Genomic DNA, 21945 nt, shown 5'->3' with positions numbered 1-21945 from the left:
CCGGCGGTCGGTCGCCGGGCGGTCGCGGTCGGCATGGTGGGTTCGGCGCGCCGCGGCGGGTCATGGCTGACGGAGAGCCGCCGCCGGCCGACGAGGCGGAGCTCGCCCGGGAGATCTGCCTGCGGCAGCTCGCGGTGCGCCCGCGCACCCGCACCGAGCTGGCTCGTGCCCTGGCCCGGCGAGGCATCTCTGAAGAGACGGCGTCCGAGGTACTCGACCGCTACGACGAGGTAGGCCTCATCGACGACGCCGCGTTCTCGCGTGCCTGGGTGACCAGCCGCCACGCGGGCCGCGGACTGGCCCGCCGTGCCCTGGCCAACGAGCTACGCAAACGCGGGGTCGACGCCGACACTGCCGGCGCGGCCCTCGAACAACTCGACGACTCGACCGAGGCCGAAACCGCACGAGCCCTGGTGGACCGCAAACTCCGCACGGTCCGCGGCGACCCGGACCAGGTCTTCCGCCGACTGGTCGGCATGCTGGCCCGCAAGGGCTACGCCCCGGGCGTGGCCATCCGCGCCGTCAAGGAGGCCTTGGCAGCCCAGAGCGCCGAGGCCGCCGAGTTCATGGACCAGGTAGACGTCGACGCCATGGCCGAAGCCGAATCGGCAATGGAAGCCGACGCGGACCTCACCCGCCCGACCGACCAGGACTGACCACCGCCGGCACCATTCGCCGCGGCCGGCCCCGAGCAGCAGGCCGATCTCGACCCTCCGGGCAGAGCTCGGCTGGCGACGCTCTGGGCCGGCGTGGGCTGGTGGGGTCGGGCGTTCCGGTTGGGCGGGTTGGCGTGGTTCCCGGCGGGGCTTGGCCGGTGGGGTCGGCGTTGCCGATCCGGTCGGCTTGGCGCCCTTCCGGGGCCGGGCAGCAGGGTCGACCTACCGTGCCGCACTCGGCTGGCGCCGAGCCACTCCTTGCCACGCGTTTCTGACGTCGGCCGTTCCGGTCGGACTCGTCTGGCGTCGGCCGTTCCGGTCGGGCTCGTCTGGCGGCGGCCGTTCCGGTCGGGCTCGTCTGGCGCCGGTCTTTCGGCCGAGCCTCCGGGCCGTCTGTCGTCCGCGGGCATGCCGGTCAAGGTGATACGCCCTCGCGGTCACAATGTCCGCAGCTGGGCCATGATCGTGTGCAGCTGGCCAAGAGAAGCGGTGGGCTGATGCGTGATCGTGTGCAGTTGGTCGGGTTGAAACACGGCGTGTCGTAAGACTGAGACGCACACGATCATGAGCGGTTGGACTCACGCACCCGATGAGCGGCACCCGATCACCCCGCGCCGCGGCCAACCCCCGTCGCGCCACCGCGTCAGCCTCAAGAGACCCCGAAGCAGGCTCACATCGCCAACCACGCATCAGCGTCGGGCGACAACGCCAACTCCAGGCACCGCGCCTGATGTGCGGGCAGCGGTGGCACCTCCGTCGGATCGAACCAACCGACCGCAACCGACTCGTCGTCGTTGACGTGCGCTTCCCCCGACACGAGACGGCAGCGCACCCCGACAGCAACCCACCACACCTGGTCACCATTCGGGGCCACAGACAGGTCGAGAGCCTCCACAGCCAGCAACCGCTCGACCGCCACCTCGACGCCGGCCTCCTCGCGTACCTCTCGGACAGCCCCAGCCGCCGGCTGCTCGCCCGGCTCGAGACAGCCGGTGGTCAACGCCCACTCGCCGGTATCCGACCGTCGCACCAGGAGCACCCGCCCAAGCTCGTCGAAGACGACGGCGATGACGCCCACGAGCGGCAGGGGCGCGCGACCGACGACGGAACGCAACGCGACGACGAAGTCCGGTATGGCCACCCAGGGCACGCTAACGACCGACCTCAACGGTGACTGTGGACCGTGGCTGTGGCACCATCGGGTATCCACGTTGCGCGACCGCGCGATTACCGACACGCGACGTGGATGGTGTTGGCAACTTCAGTGATGGTTCGAAGCGTGTTGAGCAGGTGGTGAGCGCATCCGTGCCCTATGTCCCTCGCCCAGCCGGATCATGAGTCCTTGACCGAACGGCCCCTCGCGACCTAGCCTCGCGTTACAGATTGGATCGCCCGACCATCGCAGGCTAAGCGCACAACATAGATCGCGTAACAAGACGGCATCACTTTTGGCCAGTAACACGGCTACATACCCCGTTTTCGGACAGGCCGGTCCGGTGACGAAGTGATAGCAGCACCGGCCAACCGGCGGCGCAGAGGCGCACCGTCGGTCGGCTCGACACGGCCACAGCCGCCTCGGTCGGGCGTCCGTACAGCCGCGCGTGAGAGCGGGAGGGATACCCCCTCCCTTGCGCCGGACCGGTGAATGGAGGCGTCATGACCGGGCGACACCGGCGATGCCGCGGTGGGGGCGGTGCGGCATGAGCCCACTCGACGTCGTACTCCTCTCCGCGGTCATTCTTCTCGCCGCCGCCGTCCTGGTCGGTCTCGTGCTGGGTGCCCGCGCGCTGCGCCGGCTCAACGCCCAGCCCGTCGGACCCACGCCGGAGGACCCGAGCTACGCCGTCGAGCGTGAGCGGCACGAGCAGTCGCTGGCGACACTGCGCACCAAGGCCGAAGAAGTCAGCGCCACCGTCGACACCGCGAAGTCCGCTGCCGCCGCCGCGCGCACCGAGGCCGCCGCCGCCAAGGCTGAGGCCTCGTCAGCTCGCGCCGAGGCCCGCCGCGTGCTCGACAGCGCCCGCGCCGAGGCCGACACGCTTCTGGAGCGCGCACACAAGCAGGCCGAGCAGGACGCGGAACAGCTACGCGCCGCTGCCCGCCGCAGCGGCGAACGCGAAGCCGCCATGCTCGCCGCCACCACCAAGGAGCACGCCGCCGACGTCGAGCGCCGCGCGGCGCGGATGGACGAGCGCGAGCGGCTGCACAGCGAAGAGGTCGAGCGGCTCACCGAGCGCGAACGCCGGCTCGCCGCCGCCACGGCCGAGCTGGCCGAGCGCGAGCAGGGGCTGGTTGCCCGCGAGGTCGCCATCGCCGAGGCCGAGGAGCAGCGCCGCAAGGAACTGGAGCGCGTCGCCAACCTGACCGCCGAGGTGGCCCGCACCGAGCTCATCGAGTCGATCGAGGTGCAGGCCAAGCGCGAGGCGGCGATCCTGGTCCGCGACATCGAGGCCGACGCCCGCTCGACCGGCGAACAGCGCGCCCGACACATCGTGGTCGAGGCGATCCAGCGGGTGGCCAGCGAGCAGACCGCCGAGAGCGTCGTCAGCGTGCTGCACCTGCCGGGCGACGAGATGAAGGGCCGGATCATCGGCCGCGAGGGCCGCAACATCCGCGCGTTCGAGTCGGTCACCGGCGTCAACCTGATCATCGACGACACACCCGAGGCCGTACTCCTGAGTTGCTTCGACCCGGTCCGCCGCGAGATCGGCCGGCTCACGCTGGAGAAGCTGGTCCTGGACGGCCGGATCCATCCACACCGCATCGAGGAGGTCTTCGAGTCCGCCAAGCAGGAGGTCGAGCGCCTCTGCCAGCGGGCCGCCGAGGACGCCCTCGTCGAGGTAGGCATCACCGAGATCCACCCGGAGCTGGTCACGCTGCTGGGCCGGCTGCGCTACCGCACCAGCTACGGCCAGAACGTGCTCAAGCACCTGGTCGAGACCGCACACATCGCCGGCATCATGGCCGCCGAGCTACGCCTGGACGCCCCCCTGATCAAACGCGGCGCCTTCCTGCACGACATCGGCAAGGCACTGACCCACGAGGTAGAGGGCAGCCACGCCCTGATCGGCGCCGACCTGGCACGCAAGTACGGCGAGTCCGACGAGGTCGTGCACGCCATCGAGGCGCACCACAACGAGGTCCAGCCGCAAACGATCGAAGCGGTCCTGACCCAGGCCTCCGACGCCTGCTCGGGCGGCCGCCCGGGAGCCCGCCGCGAAAGCCTCGAGGCCTACGTCAAACGCCTGGAGCGCATCGAAGAGATCGCGGGCGGCAAAACCGGCGTCGAAAAGGTCTTCGCGATGCAAGCGGGCCGCGAAATCCGCGTCATGGTCAAGCCCGACGACGTCGACGACATCGGCGCCGCCGTCCTGGCCCGCGACGTCGCCAAGCAGATCGAAGAAGAGCTCACCTACCCGGGACAGATCCGAGTGACCGTCGTCCGCGAGTCGAGGGTTACGGAAATCGCCCGATAAACCGCAGGGCCCAAACCCATAAGGCTGTGGTCCCGGGTTCGCTGGGGGCACGACCGTTGCTCCCGCCGGAGACCGGGCGAGGGCAAGATCGGCCCTCGCCCTGCCAGGTCCGCGGCACTCGCGCTCAACCCAAACCCATCCGCCGTGCTCGCCGCGATCTGCCGGGCGTGCGCCGGGCGACGGGCGCCGGGGGTGCGATGCGTGCGCTCAGTCGGCACTGCGCCGCGGTGCGAAGGACCGGTAGCTTCGCGGGGTGGAGCGCAAGGTGCATGCGTGGCGGATCGAGGAGCGGGAGTATGCGCGGCACGAGAGTCGGCGGAGGCGGCGGCATGCTTATGGGAGCCTGACCGCCGCGAGCACCGCCCTCGTTGTCGTCGACATGGTGCCGTTCTATGTGCGGGAGAACGAGTACACCTACGGGATCGTGCCGAACATCGTGCGGCTGGCTGCCGCCGTGCGGGCCGCCGGCGGCACTGTCGCGTGGGTGTTGCCCGGGTTCGCCGAGCCGTCACCCACCGACGTCGAGTTCTTCGGGCCGGAGGTGGCTGCCCGCTATGCCCGCACCGGCGACGAAGGGCTCTGGCATGAGTTCGATGTGGACGGTGCCGACCTGGTCGTCGAGAAGACCGCACGCAGTGCCTTCTTTCCCGGCCGCTGTCCGCTGCCGGGAATGCTGAGCCAGCGCGGTGTCGACACCGTCGTCATCACCGGGACCCTTACCAACGTCTGTTGCGAGTCGTCCGCGCGCGACGCCAGCACGCTCGGCTATCGAGTCGTGCTGGTCGCCGACGCCAACTCCGCCAACCGCGACCAGGACCACAACGCCGCGCTGCACACGATCTACCGTTCCTTCGGCGACGTGCGTACCACCGACGAGGTCGTCGACCTCCTCGAGGCCTGACCTACGCGCCGCCGCCGCCGTCGACGACCGGACCCGCCGCCCGGACCTTGATGCCGCGGCGCTGCGTGCGGCGGTCCAGCCAGTTCGCCAGGCTCGTCAGGGCGAAGTTCACGATGATGTAGAGGATCGCGACCACGATCGCCGCCGCGACGACGTTGCCGTAGTTGGCCGACAGCACGTTGACGCCGAGTTGGAGCAGCTCTGGGTACGACACGATGTAGCCCAGCGCCGTGTCCTTCAGCAGGACCACCAGCTGGCTGACGATCACCGGCAGCATCGCGCGGGCCGCCTGCGGCACCAGGATGTGCTGCATCACCAGGCTCTTGCGCATGCCGACCGCGTACGCGGCCTCGGACTGGCCCTTCGGCACCGCGTGCACGCCCGCGCGGAACGCCTCCGCGAGCACCGATCCGTTGTAGAGGGTCAGGCCGATGACGACCGACCAGAACGGGGGGACCGGCTGCTGGATCAGGAACGGCACGCCGTACGAGATGAAGAAGATCATCAGGAGCAGCGGGACCGCGCGGAAGAACTCGACCACGATGCCGGCCGGGACGCTGATCCAGCGGTGGTCGGAGAGGCGGCCGACGGAGAAGACCAGGCCGAACGCCAGCGCGAACACCATCGCCGTCGCGGCCGCCTTCAGCGTGCCCTCGATGCCCGGGATGATGAAGTTGTTCCAGGTGGCGCCCTTGAGGAAGGGCTCCCAGAGGACCGACGCGAACTGACCCTTCTCGTCGAACTTGCGGTAGATCCAGTAGAGCACCGCGAGGATCAGCACACCGAAGACGACGGTGAGGACCGCGTTGCGGATCCGGGCCCGCGGGCCGGGGTGGTCGTAGAGAACCGGGTTGCCGCTCATCGCTTCACCGCCAGTCGGTTGGCCAGCCAGCCGAACAGGTAGCCGACAGGGATCAGCACGGCAGCGAACGTGCCGGCGAAGACCAAGAAGATCAGGATGACCTGGTCACCGTTGTCGTTGATCAGCTGCTTCATGATGTTGCTGGCTTCGAGCAGCCCGATCGTGCCGACGATGGTCGTGTTCTTGCAGAGCGCGATCAGCACGCTCCCCAGCGGCGCGATCACCGCGCGGCCGGCCTGGGGGAGCACCACGATCCGCAGCGTCTGCGAGAACGTCAGTCCGATGGCCCGCGCCGCCTCGGCCTGGCCGGCGGGCACCGTGTTGATGCCCGAGCGCAGCGCCTCGCAGACGAACGCGGCCGTGTAGACCGAGAGGCCCAAGACGCCGAGCCAGAAGTTGTTGAGGTTGATGTCGTCACTGAGCGACACGCTGAGCGTGGCGTACAGGCCGAAGTAGCAGAAGAGGATGATCAGGGTCAGCGGGGTGTTGCGGAAGATGTTGACCCATGCCGTGCCGAACCAGCGCAGCACCGGCACAGGCGACACCCGCATAGCGGCGAGCAGCACGCCGAGGACCAGCGCCAGCACCGCCGAGGCACCGGTCATCTTGAGGATCCACATGAACCCCGACACGTATGCGTCGAAGTTGGCGGGATCGCTGAACACGGGCACGCCCCGCTCCTTCCTCTTCTGAGGGGCTTACCGCGCAAGAGGCCGGCGGCGTGTCCGCCGCCGGCCCCGCGCGTCGCGCGTCAGGCGCAGTTGGTCAGCTTGCTGGTGTCGAGCTCCGGCGCCGGGGTGCCGCTCGCGCCGAGCGTCTTGTCCCACGCCGCCTTGTAGGAGCCGTCGGTCGCGGCCGCCTTCAGGATCTCGTTGATCTTGTCGCAGCCGGCCTTGTCGTCCTTCTTGAGGCCGATGCCGTAGGGCTCCTCGGAGAAGGGCTTGCCGACGACCTTGAACTTGCCGGCGTACTGCGACTGCGACGCGTAGCCCGCGAGGATGATGTCGTCGGTGGTCACCGCGTCGACCTGGTTGCCGGCCAGCGCCGTGATGCACTTCGAGTACGAGTCGAAGAGCTGCAGCTGCGCGTCCTTGTAGTTCTCCTGGATGCGCTTGGCCGGGGTCGAGCCGGTCACCGAGCAGACCTTCTTGCCGGCGAGCTGTTCCGGCGCGGTGATCGTCGAGGCGGTCGGCACGAGCAGGTCCTGACCGGCGATGAAGTACGGGCCAGCGAAGTTGACCTTCGTCTTGCGCTCGTCGTTGATGGTGTAGGTGGCGACCACCAGGTCGACGGTGCCCTGCTGGATGTAGGGCTCGCGGTTGGCCGACACTGTGGTCACGTACTGGATGCCGGACTCCTGCATGCCGAGGCCCTTGGCGATGATCTTCGCGATCTCGATGTCGAAGCCCTCGTAGGCGGTGCCGGTCTGCAGGCCGAGACCCGGCTGGTCGGCCTTGACGCCGATCTTCAACGAGCCGGACGCTGCCTTACCGACAACCCCGGTCGCGGTGTTGTTGCCCGAGCCGGTGCCACTGCCCGTGCCGGTGCCGCTGCCGTCGTCGCTGCCACAGGCTGCCATCGTCAGCGCGAGCACGGCGGCCGCGGCGGTGGCCGCAACGCGCGTCATCCGCATGTACTTCTCCTTCTCGTGAAGGAGACCCGGCGCCGGTGCGGCCGGATCCCTTGGTGTGCAGGATCGTGATTACGAGAGAACGTGTGAGGTCAGTGCGTAAGGATCTTTGAAAGGAAGTCCTTGGCCCGGTCACTGCGCGGGTTGGCGAAGAACTCGCCCGGTTCGGCCTGCTCGACGAGCTGACCGTCGGCCATGAATACCACGCGGTTCGCCGCATGCCGGGCGAAACCCATCTCATGGGTGACCACGACCATGGTCATGCCGTCACGGGCGAGGGACGTCATGACGTCGAGGACCTCGCCCACCATCTCGGGGTCGAGGGCGCTGGTCGGCTCGTCGAAGAGCATCGCCTTGGGCTGCATCGCCAGGGCTCGCGCGATCGCCGCACGCTGCTGCTGGCCGCCGGAGAGCTGGGCCGGGTATTTGTCGGCCTGGTTGGCGATGCCGACGCGCTCGAGCAGCGCGAGCCCGCGCTTGCGCGCCTCTTCCGGCTTTTCCTTGCGCACCTTGATGGGACCCAGGGTCACGTTCTGCAGGATCGTCTTGTGTGCGAAGAGGTTGAAGGACTGGAACACCATGCCCACGTCGCTGCGCAGCCGCGCCAGTGCACGGCCCTCGGCGGGCAGTGTGTTGCCGTCGAACGTGATCTGACCGGAGTTGATCGTCTCCAGCCGGTTGATCGCGCGGCAGAGGGTGGACTTGCCCGAACCCGACGGTCCGATCACGACCACCACTTCGCCACGGCCGACCGACAGGTCGACGTCGCGTAGAACGTGCAGGTCGCCGAAGAACTTGTTGACCTTGTCGAGCACGATCAGCGGCTCCTGCGACGCGTTACTCGCGACCATCGACCCCTCCCTCTGGATGCAGCCACTCTAAGGGTGACTATGTGCCAGGACGGGTCTCGAACGGTCACGGAGCGGTAACGCGGCAGACGTGCACCCCTGCGGGCAGGCACGATCGTTGGTATGGCGATCCCTCCGGTCCCTGCGATGGGCTCCGCGATGTGGAACTGGCACGCGGAGGAGCCCCTGACACCTTCCGTGGTCATGCGCGCACTAAGCGTCGTCACCGGTTGTGCGGTCGTTCCATTGGGTGACGACGACCCACCGGGTGACGCGGTGCTCTGCGACGTGTGGCTCGGTGTCGGCGAGTTCCCGGTCGCCATCGACTGCTACGCGCCGCCGTCCGAGGTCGCCGAGCCGGCCGCCGCCGCCGAGGTCGCGGCGCTGCTGCGGCGCCGGGTGCTGCTGGCCGACGACACCCTCATCCCCGATCGGCACGTGCTGGCGACGGCCGACGGCACCCTGCGACCCGTACACGTGGACGTGGTGGAGACCGACGACGGTGAGGCGCGGTCCAACCCGCGGTTGTGCACGGGCCACGACCCGTGGTGCCTCCGCCAGCGGGTGCCCTGCCAGCACTCGCGATGGACCCCCGACCGGGTGGTCCCGGGCCTGGCCGCCTGACCTTTCCCGGCGGCTACCCTGTAGGGGTCATGACTACTACAGCGGGCCCTCGCACGTACCAGGTGCGCACATACGGCTGCCAGATGAACGTGCACGACTCCGAGCGGATCTCCGGCCTGCTCGAGGCGGCGGGCTATGTCCGCGCCGAGGCGGATGACGCCGACGTGGTGGTCTTCAACACCTGTGCCGTCCGGGAGAACGCCGACAACCGCCTCTACGGCAACCTCGGCCACCTGCGCCCGACCAAGATCCGCCGGCCGGACATGCAGATCGCCGTCGGCGGCTGCCTCGCCCAGAAGGACCGCGGCGAGATCGTCAAGAAGGCGCCCTGGGTCGACGTCGTCTTCGGCACGCACAACATCGGCTCGCTGCCGACGATGCTGGAGCGCGCCCGGCACAATGCCGAGGCCGAGGTCGAGATCCTCGAGTCGCTCGAGGTCTTCCCTTCGACGCTGCCGGCTCGGCGCGAGTCGACGTACGCCGGCTGGGTCTCGATCTCGGTTGGTTGCAACAACACCTGCACCTTCTGCATCGTGCCGTCGCTGCGGGGCCGCGAGAAGGACCGGCGGCCGGGGGAGATCCTGGCCGAGGTCGAGGCGCTGGTCGCCGAGGGTGTGCTGGAGGTGACGCTGCTGGGCCAGAACGTCAACTCCTACGGCGTCGAGTTCGGCGACCGGCTGGCGTTCGGCAAGCTGCTGCGCTCGTGCGGGTCGATCGAGGGCCTGGAGCGGGTCCGGTTCACCAGCCCGCACCCGAAGGACTTCACCGACGACGTGATCGCGGCGATGGCCGAGACGCCCAACGTCTGCCACTCGCTGCACATGCCGCTGCAGTCGGGCTCCGACGCGGTCCTGAAGGCGATGCGCCGGTCCTACCGGCAAGAGCGCTACCTAGGGATCATCGACAAGGTACGCGCGGCGATGCCCGACGCGGCGATCACCACCGACATCATCGTGGGCTTCCCGGGCGAGACGGAGGACGACTTCGCGCGCACGCTCGACGTGGTGCGCGAGGCGCGGTTCTCCTCTGCCTTTACGTTCCAGTACTCGCCGCGTCCCGGCACCCCGGCGGCCACAATGGACGATCAGGTGCCGAAGGCCGTGGTCCAGGAGCGCTACGAGCGGCTGATGGAGGCGGTCGAGGAGACCACCTGGGCGGAGAACAAGGCGCTGGTCGGCTCGACCGTGGAGGTGCTGGTCGCGGTCGGCGAGGGTCGCAAGGACGAGCGCACCGGGCGGATGTCGGGTCGGGCACGCGACGGGCGGCTCGTGCACTTCGCTACGGGTTCGCTGGAGGGCATCAGGCCTGGCGACGTGGTCGAGACCGTGGTCAGCTACGCCGCGCCGCACCACCTCAACGCCGACGGTGCGCCGCTGTCGCACCGCCGCACCCGGGCCGGCGACGCGTTCGAGGCGGGCCGCACCCCGCGCACGCCGGGCGTCAGCCTGGGCATGCCGTCGATCGGCCGCCCACCGATCCAGCCGTTGCCAGCAGATTCAGCCTGCTCCGCCCACTGACGTCGGGACGCTGGCCTCGCCTGGTCTGCCCGGGCAGCGAATTACTGCCGTCTGGCTCAGCCTGGGTCTGCCGGGCCGCGGGAGACGGCCGTTCCAGGGGCGGCGGCGGGCCGTTGGCTACCCGCCGCCGCGGTCCTGGATTTCTCAGCAGGTCGTGCCGTTCAGGGCGACCGCGCCCGGCGCGGCCGCAGTGCCGTTGGCGGTGAAGCCGATGGTCACCGACGCACCTGGTGCCAGCGCCGGAGACCAGGTCGGCGCCGCCGCGGTGATCGTGGTGCCGGACTGGGTGACGGTGGCGTTCCAGCCGCTGCCCAGGGTGACGCCCGACGGCCAGGTCCAGGTCACCCGCCAGGGGTTGGCCGGCGCGGTGCCGCGGTTTGTCACGGTGAGCTCGCCCTGGAAGCCGCCCTGCCAGCTGTTCGTCGAGCGGTAGGTGGCATCGCAGTCACCCTGCGGTGCCGGCGTCGTGGGTCCGCCGGTCGGTCCGCTTGTCGGCCCGCTGCCTCCCGTCGGCGGGATCAGATAGGGCGAGATGATCGACTGTTTGGCCTGGTTGATCGTCGTCCAGTCGTCGTTGGCGATGCCGCCCGTGTCGCCGGAGTTGGGGTTCCACGACCAGTAGGTGAACGACATCCCGTTGACCCCACTGCCCATATAGGACATGAGGTTGGTGAGCCAGACGCGGTCCTTGGGGTCGGCCAGCGTGGTGCCGAACTCGCCGAGCATGATCGGGGCGGTGTTCTGCTTGAACAGGTAGCCCCAGTACTTGTCCCAGATCCCCGGCAGGTTCGCCGGGTAGTCCGCCGCGTCGAACCAGCTCTGGTGGTAGACGGAGATCGCGTAGTCGTGCGGCGAGTAGACCAGCCGGTTGGCCACCGAGAGCCGCACCGGGAACTGGCCGGCCTTGCTCAGGTTGCCGCCCCACCAGCCGCAGTCCTCGTCGTTGCTGGTATCCCCGTCCCACACATTGGACAGTCCACCGCTCGGGCAGCTCACGCCCTCGACGAAGATCAACCAGTTGGGCTGCACGCCGAGGATCGCGTTGCCGGCCCGCTCGGCGGCCAGCCGCCAGTCGCGGTTGGTGTCGCCGCAGCCCCAGCAGGCACCGGTCGCCGCGGGGTTGGTGCCTTCGGCATGCGGTTCGTTGTGCAGGTCGGCACCGATGACGGTTGGGTTGTTGGCATAGCGTTGGGCGAGCATGCGCCAGTCGCTGATCCAGGTGCTCTCCGGCACGGCGGCCGTGTACCAGAGCGCCGTCTGCTGCGCGCTCGTGGGCCGGTGCCGGTCGAGGATCACCCGCATGCCCTTGGTGCCGGCGTACGCGATGACCTTGTCGAGGATCTGCAGCGGCGAGTTGCCGACCAGGTCGGGGTTGACGAAGTCGTTGATGCCGGTCGCGGTCGCGCCGGCCTTGAGCGCGTCGTTGGAGTAGGGGATGCGCAGGGTGTTGTAACCGAGGTTGGCCATCGTGTCGACCTGGCCGCGCCACGGGTTGCTCGACCACAGACCGTGGAAGGTCTTGTTGTCGGTCTCCATGCCGAACCAGTTGATCCCGGTGAGCCGCACGGTCGCACCGGTGCTGTCGACGATCTTGTTGCCGCTCGTCCGCAGGTAACCGGTCCCGGTGCCGGCGGCGAGCGCTGGTCCGGAGGTCACCCCAACCGCGACGAGCACGGTCGCGGCCGCGACGACAACTGCGGCGAGCGCCGCGCGAACAGGTTTGCGTTGCATGTGCCAGGGCTCCATTTCGCGGGGGTACGAAGTCCGCGCGCGCCGTCATCGGCGCCTCTCGCGGTGCGTGCCCTGGCTCCGCCGCCCATTGTGATCGCGGTCGATGCTTCTGGTCAAGGGTTGTACGATCCCGGCGTGCAAGATCCAGCCTGCCCGTGCGTGATCTGCGGTGGTGTGCCCCGCGGCCGTGACACGGGAACCATCGCGACCGTCGAGAAGCACGGTTGGTGCTCGCTGCTGGTGCCGGGCACGGTCGACTTCGCGTACACGGTCGGCTTGTGGCATTCATTCCAGATCCCCGAGATCGTGATGTTCGGCCTGGCCGGCGAACACATGCAGCTATGGCTCAACACCTGCGTGGAACGCTTGCGTGACATCGGCTGGCCGGCCGCCGAGGAACCGTTCACCGGCGTCATCGAGGGCCACAGGACGATGCTGCGCCCCGTCGACGAGTCGTGGCGCGATGCCCTGTTCGGCACGGCTTATCGGTTCTACGGCGGCTGGTCGGTCCCGATCTGGCAGCTCGTCTGGCCCGACGGAGCCGGCCGCTGGCCCTGGAACGACGAGGCCACGGTCAGCAGCCGCACCCGCCAGGCGTTCGGCTGGCTGCCGGTGTCGGCACACCCGGCCGGAAGCTGGCGCCTGGTCGGCACGTTCGGCAACGACTTCCCGCTGCCGGCGGAGCCGGACAGTTGGGCTCTGACCACGCGGTCGCTGCTGGCCGGGCGGACGTCGCCGGCCGTGGTCGTCTTCGACGACGGCAGGTTCGACGTGCTGGACACCCGCGGCTACGCGGCCGACGACCTGTGCCTGGCCTACCTGGGCCACGCCGTCGAACGCCACCCGACCCTGAGCGCGCTCGCCGACCTGCCCGCCGGACACATCGCCACGCTCGTCCCGGAACGTGACTGGCAACGGGGACCGCTGTCGGAACAGCAGCGTGCCGAGAGCACCACCGCATGGCAGACCTGCCAACCGCTGCCCGTGAGCGGTTGATGCGCCGCGTCCGCTGGGCGACCGGAGCTCATGGCTCCTCGGGACCGGGCCGACGCACACGTAGTCGCAGGTCGCGGCGGGCGGGGCCATGGTCGGTCGCCATCCGTGCCGCGCCGTCGAACATGTCCGCACCGCGGGTGGTCGACGCGGGCGGGTCACCTCTCCGTGCCGCTGAGTCGTAAGTCATGCACGGAGTGTGCCAGCCACCACCGACAATTCTGTGGGTCCTCGCAGCGCCCGCGACAAGGCACTGCGGACCTGGCAGGCCCGGGCCCGCCAGGGACCGGGCCGTTCTCCGGCGGGAGCAACGGTCCGGACCACGACGGACCCGGGAAAAGCCTTGATATCTGGTCTTGCTGGGCCAGGTCAGCTGGCTTGTTCGGCGAGGTTGAGGAACTGCCGCTTCTGGTTGAGGGCGTTCTCCGCTTCGCGGATGCGCTTGGCGTCACCGGCGTTGCGGGCGCGTTCCAGGCGCTGCTCGGCCTCGGCGACCTGCTCGCGCATCTGCACCAGGAGCGGGTTGGCGGACGGCTCGGTGCGGCGCCACGCCGAGTCCATCGCGACCCGGACCTTCTCCTCCACCGCGCGCATCCGGCGGTCGAGCTTGCTGGCGTCGTCGCGGGAAACCCGGCCCGCGTCGTGCCACTGGCCCTGGATCTCGCGGAGCTTCGCCTGCGCGGCGCGCGGGTCGGCGTCGACGTCGATCGACTCCGCCTCGGTGATCAGTGCCTGCTTGCGCTCGAGGTTGCCCCGCTGCTCGGCGTCGCGGGCGCTGAACACGGCGCTGCGGTTGGTGAAGAAGGCGTCCTGCGCGGCGCGGAACCTCTCCCAGAGGCGCTGCTCGGCCTCCTTCGACGCGCGCGGCGCGGCCTTCCACTCGGTCATCAGGTCCTTGAGCCGGGCGGCGGTGGGACCCCAGTCGGTCGAGTCCCGCAGCGACTCAGCCTCGGTGACCAGGTCCTCCTTGGCGGACTGCGCCGTCTTGCGCTGCGCGTCGAGAGTCGCGAAGTGCGCGCCGCGGCGGCGGGTGAAGCCGTCCCGAGCAGCCGCGAAACGCTTCCACAGCTCGCCGTCGGACTTCTTGTCGACCCCGCGGATGGTCTTCCACTCGTCGAGGATCTCCTTGAGCCGGTCGCCGGCGGACTTCCAGCCGGTGGACTCAGCCGCGATCTTCTCGGCTTCTTCGACGAGCTGGGTCTTGCGGACCAGCGCCTCGGCGCGGGCGGTCTCGCGGGCGGCGCGGGCCTCGCCGGCCTTCGCCTCGGCGGACTCGGCCAGCTTGTCGAGCCGGGAGATGAGCCCGTCGATGTCGCCGACCACGTGGGCTTCCGGCAGCGAGGCGCGGATGCGGCGGATCGTCGCGAGGGAGTGCGCCGCGTCGGCCGCCCCAGAGCCCATCCGGGCCTGGACGAGGTCGACCTCGGTGACCACGTCGGCGAACCGCCGGGCGAAGTGGGCCAGGCCCTCCTCAGGCGACCCGGCCTGCCAGGAGCCCACGACCCGCTCCCCATCGGCCGTCTTGACGTAAACCGTGCCCTCCGCGTCCACGCGTCCGAAGGCCGTCCAGTCGCTCATCTGCCCATCCTCGTTCGTCCGACTCCGTCGAGAATGCAAGGAATGCACCCTTCGGGCGTCGCCATAGCGCAGTATTGTTACCGCTGCATTGTCACAGGTCCCACCCCGTCCGCGTCGAGCGCCTATTGGCGACCGTGACCATACGGAGACCGGGGCGGGAATCAGGCGGCGGCGGACCGCACCCCCGATACCGTTATGCCGTGACCCTCGTAGCTGTCGCGGTCTGTCCTCATCCGCCCATGATCGTCCCCGAGGTGGCCGGTGGCGCCGCCGCCGAGCTCGACGACCTGCGCGCCGCCTGCGCGAGCGCGGTGACGACGCTGGGCCAGGCCGGTGCGCGCCAGATCGTGGTGTTCGGGGCGGATTCGGCCATGACGTCCTATGACCCGCCCCAGCGCGGCTCGCTGCGCCCCTGGGGTGTCGACCTCGACGTGTCGCTCGGCCCGCACGACCCGCTGGAGAGCCGCGAGTTGCCCTTGAGCCTGGCGATAGCCGCGTGGCTGTTGCGGCAACACCCGCCACGGCAGCCGGTCATGGTCAACATGCAGGGCATCGCCGCGGACGCCTCGCCCGACACGTGCCGCGACTTCGGTGAATGCTGCGCCCCCGACGGCCCGTGGGGGCTGCTCGTGATGGGTGACGGGTCCGCGTCGCGTGGGGTCAAGTCGCCCGGGTACGACGACCCGCGCGCGGAACCCTACGACGACGCACTGGCGGCGGCGCTCGCGTCGGTGGACCTCTCCGTCCTGCACGGCCTGGACCCGGTCGTCTCTGCGGAGCTCGGCGTGGCCGGCCGCCCCGCGTTCCAGGCGCTGGCCGGGGCGGTGGGCGCCGCCGGCGGCACCTGGCAGGGCGACCTTTCCTACTACGGCGCCCCCTACGGCGTCGGGTACTTCGTCGCGAGTTGGCAACGCTCATGACCGTGATCGCTGTGGTCGGCCCGACCGCCGCCGGCAAGACCGCGCTCAGCCTGGCGCTGGCCGAAGAGCTCGGCGGCGAGGTGGTCAATGCCGACTCGATGCAGCTCTATCGGGGTCTGGACATCGGCACCGCCAAGGTGTCGCCGGCGGAGCGCCGCGGGATCCCGCATCACGTGCTCGGCATCTGGCCCGTGACGGCGCCGGCCAGCGTGGCGGAATACCAGCGGCTGGCCCGGGCGGCGATCGACGACATCCTGGGCCGGGGCAAGGTGCCGCTGCTGGTCGGCGGCTCGGGCCTCTATGTCCGGGCGGTTCTGGAGGAATTCGACTTTCCGGGTACGGACGCCGCGTTGCGCTCGACCCTCGAAGCGGAGCTGGCCGCCGTCGGCGCGCCGGCCCTGCACGAGCGGCTCCGGGCGGCCGACCCGGCGGCGGCGTCCAAGATCCTGCCGACCAACGGCCGCCGGATCGTCAGAGCGCTCGAAGTGATCACCCTCACCGGCCAGCCCTTCGCGGCGGCCCTCCCCGCCGAGCCGGTGCCGTTTTATCCCTCTGTGCAGATCGGGGTCGACGTGGCCGGCCCGACGCTCGACGCCCGGGTGGCCTCGCGGGTTTCGGACATGTGGTCGGCGGGCCTGGTGAAGGAGACCCGCGGCTTGGTGGCGGAGGGCCTGCGCGAGGGCCGCACGGCCAGTCGGGCGCTCGGATACCAGCAGGTCCTGGCGTTTCTGGCGGGGGAGTGCACCGAACAGGAGGCGCACGACGAGACGATCCGGGCAACCCGCCGCTTCGTACGCCGCCAGCGAACCTGGTTCCGCCGCGACCCCCGGATCACCTGGCTGGACGGCGCGGATCCGGAGCTTGTCACGATGGCACTGCACGCGGTCCACGCGGAGCGGGCGGGTGCGCCATGATGGGCGGCGTATCTGTTGGGGGGCGGCTCGACAAGGGGGCAGTGGTGCGGTTCGTCAAGGGGCACGGCACCGGCAACGACTTCGTGATCCTCCCGGACCCGGACGGCGTCCTGGCCCTGACGCCGGAGACGGTGGCGGCACTCTGCGACCGCCGCTTCGGGATCGGCGCGGACGGCGTCCTAAGGGTGGTCCGCGCGGCCAAGCACCCGCACGCGGTCGACCTGGCAGGCGAGGCCGAGTGGTTCATGGACTACTGGAACGCAGACGGCTCGATCGCCGAGATGTGCGGCAACGGCGTACGCGTCTTCGCCCGCTTCCTGTCCACCGACGGCCTGGTCGAGGGAGCGACATTCCCGATCGCCACCCGCGCGGGCGTGGTCCAGGCCACGGTCACCCCGGACTCGGTCTCGGTCGTCCTTCCCCTCCCACGCGTGGGTCCGGGTTCCACCGCGACGGTGGGCGGCCTGACCTTCACCGGCACGTCGGTAGACGTCGGCAACCCCCACCTGGTCTGCGCCCTCCCGTCCGGGATGTCCCTGGGAGACCTGGACCTGACCAGGGCACCGTCGTACGACCCGACGGCATTCCCCACGGGCGTCAACGTCGAGTTCGTCGTGCCCGGCGCCAGCGAAGCGGCCACCTTCGGCCACATCGCGGTGGACTCGCCGCCGGTGACCGGCCCGGACCGTGGTCACATCGCGGTGGACTCGCCGCCGGTGACCGGCCCGGATCGTGGTCACATCGCGGTTGACTCGCCGCCGGTGACCGGCCCGGATCGTGGTCATATCGCGGTGGACACGCCCCCGGCTGACCGACGCGAGCAGGGACACATCGCTGTCGACTCGCCGCCGCCGGTGACCGGCCCGGAGCGTGGTCATATCGCCGTGGACTCGCCGCCGGCTGACCGGCGCGAGCAGGGTCACATCGCCGTTGACTCGCCACCACCGTCCCAGCCGGACCGCGGCCACATCGCCGTCGACCGCCGAGGTGGGGAGTTCGGCCACATCGCGGTCGACAAGCGCCCGGTCCCGGTTGGCGTGGACGCCCATGTCGCGATGCGCGTCTACGAACGAGGCTCAGGCGAAACCCTGTCCTGCGGCTCAGGCGCGATCGCGGTGGCAGCGGTAGCCCTACGCGACGCGGGCAAGCAAACGGGAGTGGTCGCGGTAGACCTACCCGGCGGCCGCCTAACGGTCGCACTGGACGGCGAAACCTGCGTCTTCACCGGCCCGGCCGTCCTGGTAGCCACAGGCGAAACCCTCCCCACCGCCTAACCAACCACGCACACGAGCCACCCCCCGCCCGCACGCAAACGGGCCGATCGCCGTCGCGAATTGTGGGGTCAGCCGGGACGGCCTCGGCGGCCAGGTCGACGTCGGTGCGGGCGGGCTCGCACTACCGGCGACGTAGGCCGCGGCGTTGCCAACTCAGGCCGGTGAACGGCCGGCGGAAGCCGGAAACGTTGCCCGAAGGGGGCCAGTCCGGCCACGGATGGTTCGGGCTGCTGCCGGCAAGGTGACTCCGTCCGAGGCGTTGCGAGTGCGGGCGCGTCGGGCGGTCGTGCTGCGGGCGGAGACACGTGCCACGGACCCATTCCGCGCGTCCGTCTCGCCCGCGCATCGCTGCGCGGCGCCAGCTGTCCGCATCGCCTACGGGCTGAGATTCGGGCCGGGGTTATCCAAAGCGAAAGATCAGCCAATGGACTGTGCCCGACGACCCGAAATCGGAGTCGACAAACCCCGCCCAAGACCGCAAGCAGCCCTCAATCGAAATCCTGCAACGCGAACAGCAACCGGTCGTGGGACGGCCGAAAACCGCAACCACCTGCGGACGGTGCCGCCGCGACGAAGCCGGGTAGGACGGCCAAGGCCGCATCCACCAGGGACCGTGTCGCGGCGACGAAGCCGGGTAGGACGGCCAAGGCCGCATCCACCAGGGACCGTGTCGCGGCGACGAAGCCGGGTAGGACGGCCAAGGCGCATCCACCAGAGACCGTGTCGCGGCGACGGAGCCAGATCGAGCGCCCTAGACCGCAATCCACCGCAGACTGTGCCGCCGCACAGGAGTCGGGATAGGACGGCCAAGACCGAAATGACGCCGCAGCGGGCGACGGGCCGGACGCCCCGAAGAGCGACCAGCCGACGACCTCAACTTCAACGGACGGGATCTAAGAAACCGCGACCAACGACGGACAAGGATTGCCCGGCGGGAGCAACGGTCCGGACCACCGCGAACCCGGGACCTAAGGCGCAGAAGTATCGACAGCCGCAACAGCCGCACTGCTCTGAGCAGCAGCCCGCACCGCAGCGGCAACCGCCACAGCCACCCGAGCATCGAACACGCTGGGCACGATGACGGTCGGGTTTATCTTGTCCTCGCCCACCACGTCCGCGATGGCCTGGGCCGCCGCGATTGCCATTTCCTCCGTGAACTCCTCGGCGTGCGCGTCGAGCATGCCGCGGAACACCCCGGGAAACGCCAGCACGTTGTTGATCTGGTTCGGCTGGTCCGAGCGCCCGGTCGCCACCACCGCCGCGTGCTTGCGAGCCTCCCGCGGGTCAACCTCCGGATCGGGGTTGGCGAGTGCGAACACGATCGCGTTGTCAGCCATCGCCGCGATGTCGTCCCCGCTGAGCAGGTTGGGCGCACTCACCCCGATGAACACGTCGGCGCCGCGTAGCGCACCCGAAAGATCGCCCTGGTAGCCGTCGCGGTTGGTGTTCTCCACCAGCCACTGCCACGGCGCCGGCAGGTCCTTCAATCCGGCGTGCAGAACCCCGGGCCGGTCGTACGCGATGATGTCGCCCACGCCCTGCCGGAGCAGCAGCTTCATGATCGCGGTCCCGGCCGCACCGGCGCCGCTGACGACGACCCGGACGTCTTCCATCCGCTTGCCGACCACCCGCAGCGCGTTGGTCAGCGCGGCCAGCACACAGATGGCCGTACCGTGCTGGTCGTCGTGGAAGACCGGAATGTCCAGAAGCTCCCGCAGCCGCTCCTCGATCTCGAAGCAGCGCGGCGCGGCGATGTCCTCCAGGTTGATCCCGCCGTAGGCCGGCGCGATCGCCTGGACGATCCGCACGATCTCGTCGGTGTCCTGAGTGTCCAGCACCACCGGCCAGGCATCGACGCCGCCGAAGCGCTTGAACAGCGCGGCCTTGCCCTCCATCACCGGCAGCGACGCGGCGGGACCGAGGTTGCCCAGGCCGAGCACCGCCGACCCGTCGGTCACGACCGCGACGGTGTTGCGCTTGATCGTCAGCCGGCGGGCGTCGGCGGGGTTCTCCGCGATCGCGAGACAAACCCGGGCCACACCCGGCGTGTACGCGCGGGAAAGCTCGTCACGGTTCCGCAACGCCACCTTCGGCGTCACCTCGATCTTGCCGCCGAGGTGGAGCAGGAACGTCCGGTCCGAGACCTTGCGGACGTCGACCCCGTCGAGCGCCTCGAGGGCCTTGACCACCGAGTCGGCGTGGGTGGCGTCGGCGGTGTCACAGGTGAGGTCGACGATCACCGTCGTGGGGTCGGAGTCGACGACGTCGAGCGCCGTCACGATGGCGCCGGCCTCCCCGACGCAGGTGGTCAGTCGGCCGATCGCCGACGCGTCGGCGACCACCCCGATCCGGATCGTGATCGAAAAGCCGGCACTGGGCAGGCGGGTCGTCGCCACGTGGTCCTCCGTCGTCCTACGGCGCGGGCCACGGCGCCGGCGCCGTAGCGCATTCTTGCCCACCCCGGTGCAGGTCGGCCAACCGCCTGCGCGATTTGTGGATGCGCTCGCGCTGCTGGCGTGTCACGATCGGTGTTCAAGGAGGCTTGTTTTGCGCACATTCCACGCTGTGGATGATCTTGCCGACATCGAACCCACCACGGGCGAGTTGGAGCTCGAAGACCGACACGCCATGCGACGCGTCGCAGGTCTGTCCACCGAACTCACCGACATCACCGAGGTCGAATACCGGCAGCTCCGCCTCGAACGGGTCGTCCTGGTCGGTGTCTGGACCGAGGGCTCCGTCACCGACGCCGACAACTCCCTGATCGAGCTCGCGGCTCTGGCCGAGACCGCCGGCTCGCAGGTGCTCGAAGGGCTGATCCAGCGCCGCGGCCGGCCAGACCCGGCGACCTTCGTCGGGCGCGGCAAGGTCGACGAGCTGCGGGCCGTGGTCACCTCGACCGGCGCCGACACGGTGATCTGCGACGGTGAGCTGTCGCCGTCCCAGCTTCGCAACCTGGAGCAGCGGGTCAAGGTCAAGGTCGTCGACCGCACCGCGCTGATCCTCGATATCTTCGCCCAGCACGCGAAGAGCAAAGAGGGCAAGGCGCAGGTCGAGCTGGCCCAGCTCGAATACCTGCTCCCGAGGCTGCGTGGTTGGGGCGAGACGCTGTCCCGGCAGACCGGTGGTTCCGGTCGGGGCGGCGGCGCGGGCGGCGGCGTCGGCGTGCGTGGTCCCGGTGAGACCAAGCTCGAGACCGACCGCCGCCGGATCAACCACCGGATCGCCAAGCTGCGGCGCGAGATCAAGAGCCTTCGCACGGTACGCCAGACGAAGCGCGCCCGTCGCAACCGCAACGGCGTCCCGGCCGTGGCGATCGCCGGCTACACCAACGCCGGCAAGTCGAGTCTGCTCAACCGGCTGACCGGCGCGGGCGTGTTGGTCGAGGACGCGCTGTTCGCGACCCTGGACCCGACCACCCGCAAGGCCCGCGACGCCGACGGGCGGATCTACACGCTCTCCGACACGGTCGGCTTCGTCCGGCACCTGCCCCACCAGATCGTCGAGGCGTTCCGCTCGACGCTGGAGGAGGTCGCCGACGCGGACCTGCTGGTGCACGTCGTCGACGGCGCGCACCCCGACCCCGAGGAGCAGGTGCGCGCGGTACGTGAGGTGCTCGCCGAGGTCGGCGCCGACAGCGTTCCGGAGCTGCTGGTGGTCAACAAGATCGACAGCGCCGACGAGGAGACGCTGCTGCGCCTGAAGCGGTCCTGGCCCGACGCGATGTTCGTGTCGGCCAGGTCCGGGCGGGGCATCGACGAGCTGCGCACGACGCTCGAGTCGCGCCTGCCCCGGCCCGCTGTCGAGCTGCGCGTCGTGGTGCCTTACGACCGCGGTGAGCTGGTTGCCCGGTTGCACCGCAGGGCCAAGGTGCTGAGCACCGCCCACATCGCCGAGGGCACGGCGCTGCATGTCCGGGTCGATCCGGCGCTCGCGGCCGAGTTGGTGCCCTACGTGTCGGCATAGGGCGGAGATCACGAGGGGGAGGCGCGCGCCCGGTACGACGTGCGACACTGGCCCG

Annotated in this window: 19 protein-coding genes and 2 pseudogenes; 11 read left to right on the top strand and 10 right to left on the bottom strand. The window is 69.9% G+C overall.

Annotated features, from left to right (window positions below):
• Positions 1-62: 62 nt before the first annotated feature.
• Entirely contained in the window at positions 63-656 is a 594-nt protein-coding gene (locus AB0J88_RS19345; protein ID WP_364342423.1) for a regulatory protein RecX, read from the top strand.
• Positions 657-1326: 670 nt separating this feature from the next.
• Here AB0J88_RS19345 and AB0J88_RS19340 read toward each other — a convergent pair.
• Positions 1327-1797 carry an NUDIX domain-containing protein gene (locus tag AB0J88_RS19340; RefSeq protein ID WP_364342426.1) on the bottom strand — a complete coding sequence of 157 codons (471 nt, stop codon included), beginning with the start codon at positions 1795-1797 and terminating at the stop codon, positions 1327-1329.
• Between the two features lie 559 nt (positions 1798-2356).
• On the opposite strand from AB0J88_RS19340, the gene rny reads away from it, so the two are divergent.
• Both rny and AB0J88_RS19330 read left to right on the top strand, forming a co-directional pair.
• The gene (gene rny, locus AB0J88_RS19335) at positions 2357-4132 is read left to right on the top strand and encodes a ribonuclease Y (RefSeq protein ID WP_364342429.1); all 1776 of its coding nucleotides are present in this window, start codon (positions 2357-2359) and stop codon (positions 4130-4132) included.
• Between the two features lie 253 nt (positions 4133-4385).
• Complete coding sequence (locus tag AB0J88_RS19330) at positions 4386-5033, top strand: isochorismatase family cysteine hydrolase (protein WP_364342432.1); 648 nt, start codon at positions 4386-4388, stop codon at positions 5031-5033.
• A gap of 1 nt (position 5034) precedes the next feature.
• Here AB0J88_RS19330 and AB0J88_RS19325 read toward each other — a convergent pair whose 3' ends face one another.
• From AB0J88_RS19325 to AB0J88_RS19310, 4 genes are all read right to left on the bottom strand, one after another.
• Positions 5035-5895, bottom strand: coding sequence for an amino acid ABC transporter permease (locus tag AB0J88_RS19325; RefSeq protein ID WP_364342435.1), 861 nt, complete (start codon positions 5893-5895; stop codon positions 5035-5037).
• Positions 5892-6566 carry an amino acid ABC transporter permease gene (locus AB0J88_RS19320; RefSeq protein ID WP_364342437.1) on the bottom strand — a complete coding sequence of 225 codons (675 nt, stop codon included), beginning with the start codon at positions 6564-6566 and terminating at the stop codon, positions 5892-5894. Before AB0J88_RS19320 ends, AB0J88_RS19325 begins: the two co-directional genes overlap by 4 nt.
• A gap of 80 nt (positions 6567-6646) precedes the next feature.
• Positions 6647-7528, bottom strand: a complete 882-nt coding sequence (locus AB0J88_RS19315; RefSeq protein WP_364342440.1) for a glutamate ABC transporter substrate-binding protein — start codon at positions 7526-7528, stop codon at positions 6647-6649.
• A gap of 89 nt (positions 7529-7617) precedes the next feature.
• The gene (locus AB0J88_RS19310) at positions 7618-8376 is read right to left on the bottom strand and encodes an amino acid ABC transporter ATP-binding protein (protein WP_090794675.1); all 759 of its coding nucleotides are present in this window, start codon (positions 8374-8376) and stop codon (positions 7618-7620) included.
• 120 nt (positions 8377-8496) lie between these two features.
• Here AB0J88_RS19310 and AB0J88_RS19305 point away from each other — a divergent pair, with 120 nt between their 5' ends.
• Both AB0J88_RS19305 and miaB read left to right on the top strand, forming a co-directional pair.
• Entirely contained in the window at positions 8497-8997 is a 501-nt protein-coding gene (locus AB0J88_RS19305) for a hypothetical protein (RefSeq protein ID WP_364342443.1), read from the top strand.
• A 29-nt stretch (positions 8998-9026) separates the two neighbouring features.
• The gene (gene miaB, locus AB0J88_RS19300) at positions 9027-10514 is read left to right on the top strand and encodes a tRNA (N6-isopentenyl adenosine(37)-C2)-methylthiotransferase MiaB (RefSeq protein ID WP_364342446.1); all 1488 of its coding nucleotides are present in this window, start codon (positions 9027-9029) and stop codon (positions 10512-10514) included.
• A 144-nt stretch (positions 10515-10658) separates the two neighbouring features.
• Here miaB and AB0J88_RS19295 read toward each other — a convergent pair whose 3' ends face one another.
• Complete coding sequence (locus AB0J88_RS19295; protein WP_364342449.1) at positions 10659-12245, bottom strand: cellulase family glycosylhydrolase; 1587 nt, start codon at positions 12243-12245, stop codon at positions 10659-10661.
• A gap of 135 nt (positions 12246-12380) precedes the next feature.
• Between AB0J88_RS19295 and AB0J88_RS19290 the strand changes: the two genes are divergently transcribed.
• Positions 12381-13241 carry a DUF4262 domain-containing protein gene (locus AB0J88_RS19290; protein ID WP_364342451.1) on the top strand — a complete coding sequence of 287 codons (861 nt, stop codon included), beginning with the start codon at positions 12381-12383 and terminating at the stop codon, positions 13239-13241.
• 28 nt (positions 13242-13269) lie between these two features.
• On the opposite strand, the gene AB0J88_RS19285 is transcribed toward AB0J88_RS19290, so the two are convergent.
• Both AB0J88_RS19285 and AB0J88_RS19280 read right to left on the bottom strand, forming a co-directional pair.
• Entirely contained in the window at positions 13270-13428 is a 159-nt protein-coding gene (locus AB0J88_RS19285; protein ID WP_364342454.1) for a hypothetical protein, read from the bottom strand.
• A 179-nt stretch (positions 13429-13607) separates the two neighbouring features.
• Positions 13608-14816, bottom strand: coding sequence for a DUF349 domain-containing protein (locus AB0J88_RS19280; protein WP_364342457.1), 1209 nt, complete (start codon positions 14814-14816; stop codon positions 13608-13610).
• Between the two features lie 239 nt (positions 14817-15055).
• Between AB0J88_RS19280 and AB0J88_RS19275 the strand changes: the two genes are divergently transcribed.
• The 4 genes and pseudogenes from AB0J88_RS19275 to AB0J88_RS19260 form a co-directional block, all read left to right on the top strand.
• The gene (locus AB0J88_RS19275; protein WP_364344513.1) at positions 15056-15736 is read left to right on the top strand and encodes a hypothetical protein; all 681 of its coding nucleotides are present in this window, start codon (positions 15056-15058) and stop codon (positions 15734-15736) included.
• Entirely contained in the window at positions 15733-16650 is a 918-nt protein-coding gene (miaA, locus tag AB0J88_RS19270) for a tRNA (adenosine(37)-N6)-dimethylallyltransferase MiaA (protein ID WP_364342460.1), read from the top strand. Before AB0J88_RS19275 ends, miaA begins: the two co-directional genes overlap by 4 nt.
• Before the next feature lie 44 nt (positions 16651-16694).
• Positions 16695-17273, top strand: a pseudogene (dapF, locus tag AB0J88_RS19265) (diaminopimelate epimerase); the annotation flags it as partial.
• 411 nt (positions 17274-17684) lie between these two features.
• Positions 17685-17924: pseudogene (locus AB0J88_RS19260) on the top strand (diaminopimelate epimerase); the annotation flags it as partial.
• A gap of 488 nt (positions 17925-18412) precedes the next feature.
• Here the strand turns inward: AB0J88_RS19260 and AB0J88_RS19255 are convergent.
• A complete protein-coding gene (locus AB0J88_RS19255; RefSeq protein WP_364342463.1) occupies positions 18413-18625 on the bottom strand; it encodes a hypothetical protein in 213 nt (70 codons plus the stop codon).
• A gap of 267 nt (positions 18626-18892) precedes the next feature.
• Positions 18893-20320, bottom strand: coding sequence for an NAD-dependent malic enzyme (locus tag AB0J88_RS19250; RefSeq protein WP_364342466.1), 1428 nt, complete (start codon positions 20318-20320; stop codon positions 18893-18895).
• Between the two features lie 169 nt (positions 20321-20489).
• Between AB0J88_RS19250 and hflX the strand changes: the two genes are divergently transcribed.
• Positions 20490-21890: a GTPase HflX gene (gene hflX / locus AB0J88_RS19245; protein WP_364342469.1), complete on the top strand. Its 1401-nt coding sequence runs from the start codon at positions 20490-20492 to the stop codon at positions 21888-21890.
• Positions 21891-21945: the final 55 nt, after the last annotated feature.

It is taken from the genome of Asanoa sp. NPDC049475 (assembly GCF_040676915.1).
Taxonomy (GTDB): Bacteria; Actinomycetota; Actinomycetes; order Mycobacteriales; family Micromonosporaceae; genus Asanoa.
Note: the sequence above shows the minus strand (reverse complement) of the source record. Positions and strands in the feature narration are given on the sequence as shown.

What these genes read in the sequence shown, in the direction of transcription:
- AB0J88_RS19345 (WP_364342423.1), top strand. Translation starts at nt 63, where the DNA reads ATGGCTGACGGAGAGCCGCCGCCGGCCGACGAGGCGGAGCTCGCCCGG.
- rny (WP_364342429.1), top strand. Translation starts at nt 2,357, where the DNA reads ATGAGCCCACTCGACGTCGTACTCCTCTCCGCGGTCATTCTTCTCGCC.
- AB0J88_RS19325 (WP_364342435.1), bottom strand. Translation starts at nt 5,895, where the DNA reads ATGAGCGGCAACCCGGTTCTCTACGACCACCCCGGCCCGCGGGCCCGG.
- AB0J88_RS19315 (WP_364342440.1), bottom strand. Translation starts at nt 7,528, where the DNA reads ATGCGGATGACGCGCGTTGCGGCCACCGCCGCGGCCGCCGTGCTCGCG.
- AB0J88_RS19310 (WP_090794675.1), bottom strand. Translation starts at nt 8,376, where the DNA reads ATGGTCGCGAGTAACGCGTCGCAGGAGCCGCTGATCGTGCTCGACAAG.
- AB0J88_RS19305 (WP_364342443.1), top strand. Translation starts at nt 8,497, where the DNA reads ATGGCGATCCCTCCGGTCCCTGCGATGGGCTCCGCGATGTGGAACTGG.
- miaB (WP_364342446.1), top strand. Translation starts at nt 9,027, where the DNA reads ATGACTACTACAGCGGGCCCTCGCACGTACCAGGTGCGCACATACGGC.
- AB0J88_RS19295 (WP_364342449.1), bottom strand. Translation starts at nt 12,245, where the DNA reads ATGCAACGCAAACCTGTTCGCGCGGCGCTCGCCGCAGTTGTCGTCGCG.
- AB0J88_RS19285 (WP_364342454.1), bottom strand. Translation starts at nt 13,428, where the DNA reads ATGACTTACGACTCAGCGGCACGGAGAGGTGACCCGCCCGCGTCGACC.
- AB0J88_RS19280 (WP_364342457.1), bottom strand. Translation starts at nt 14,816, where the DNA reads ATGAGCGACTGGACGGCCTTCGGACGCGTGGACGCGGAGGGCACGGTT.
- AB0J88_RS19275 (WP_364344513.1), top strand. Translation starts at nt 15,056, where the DNA reads ATGATCGTCCCCGAGGTGGCCGGTGGCGCCGCCGCCGAGCTCGACGAC.
- miaA (WP_364342460.1), top strand. Translation starts at nt 15,733, where the DNA reads ATGACCGTGATCGCTGTGGTCGGCCCGACCGCCGCCGGCAAGACCGCG.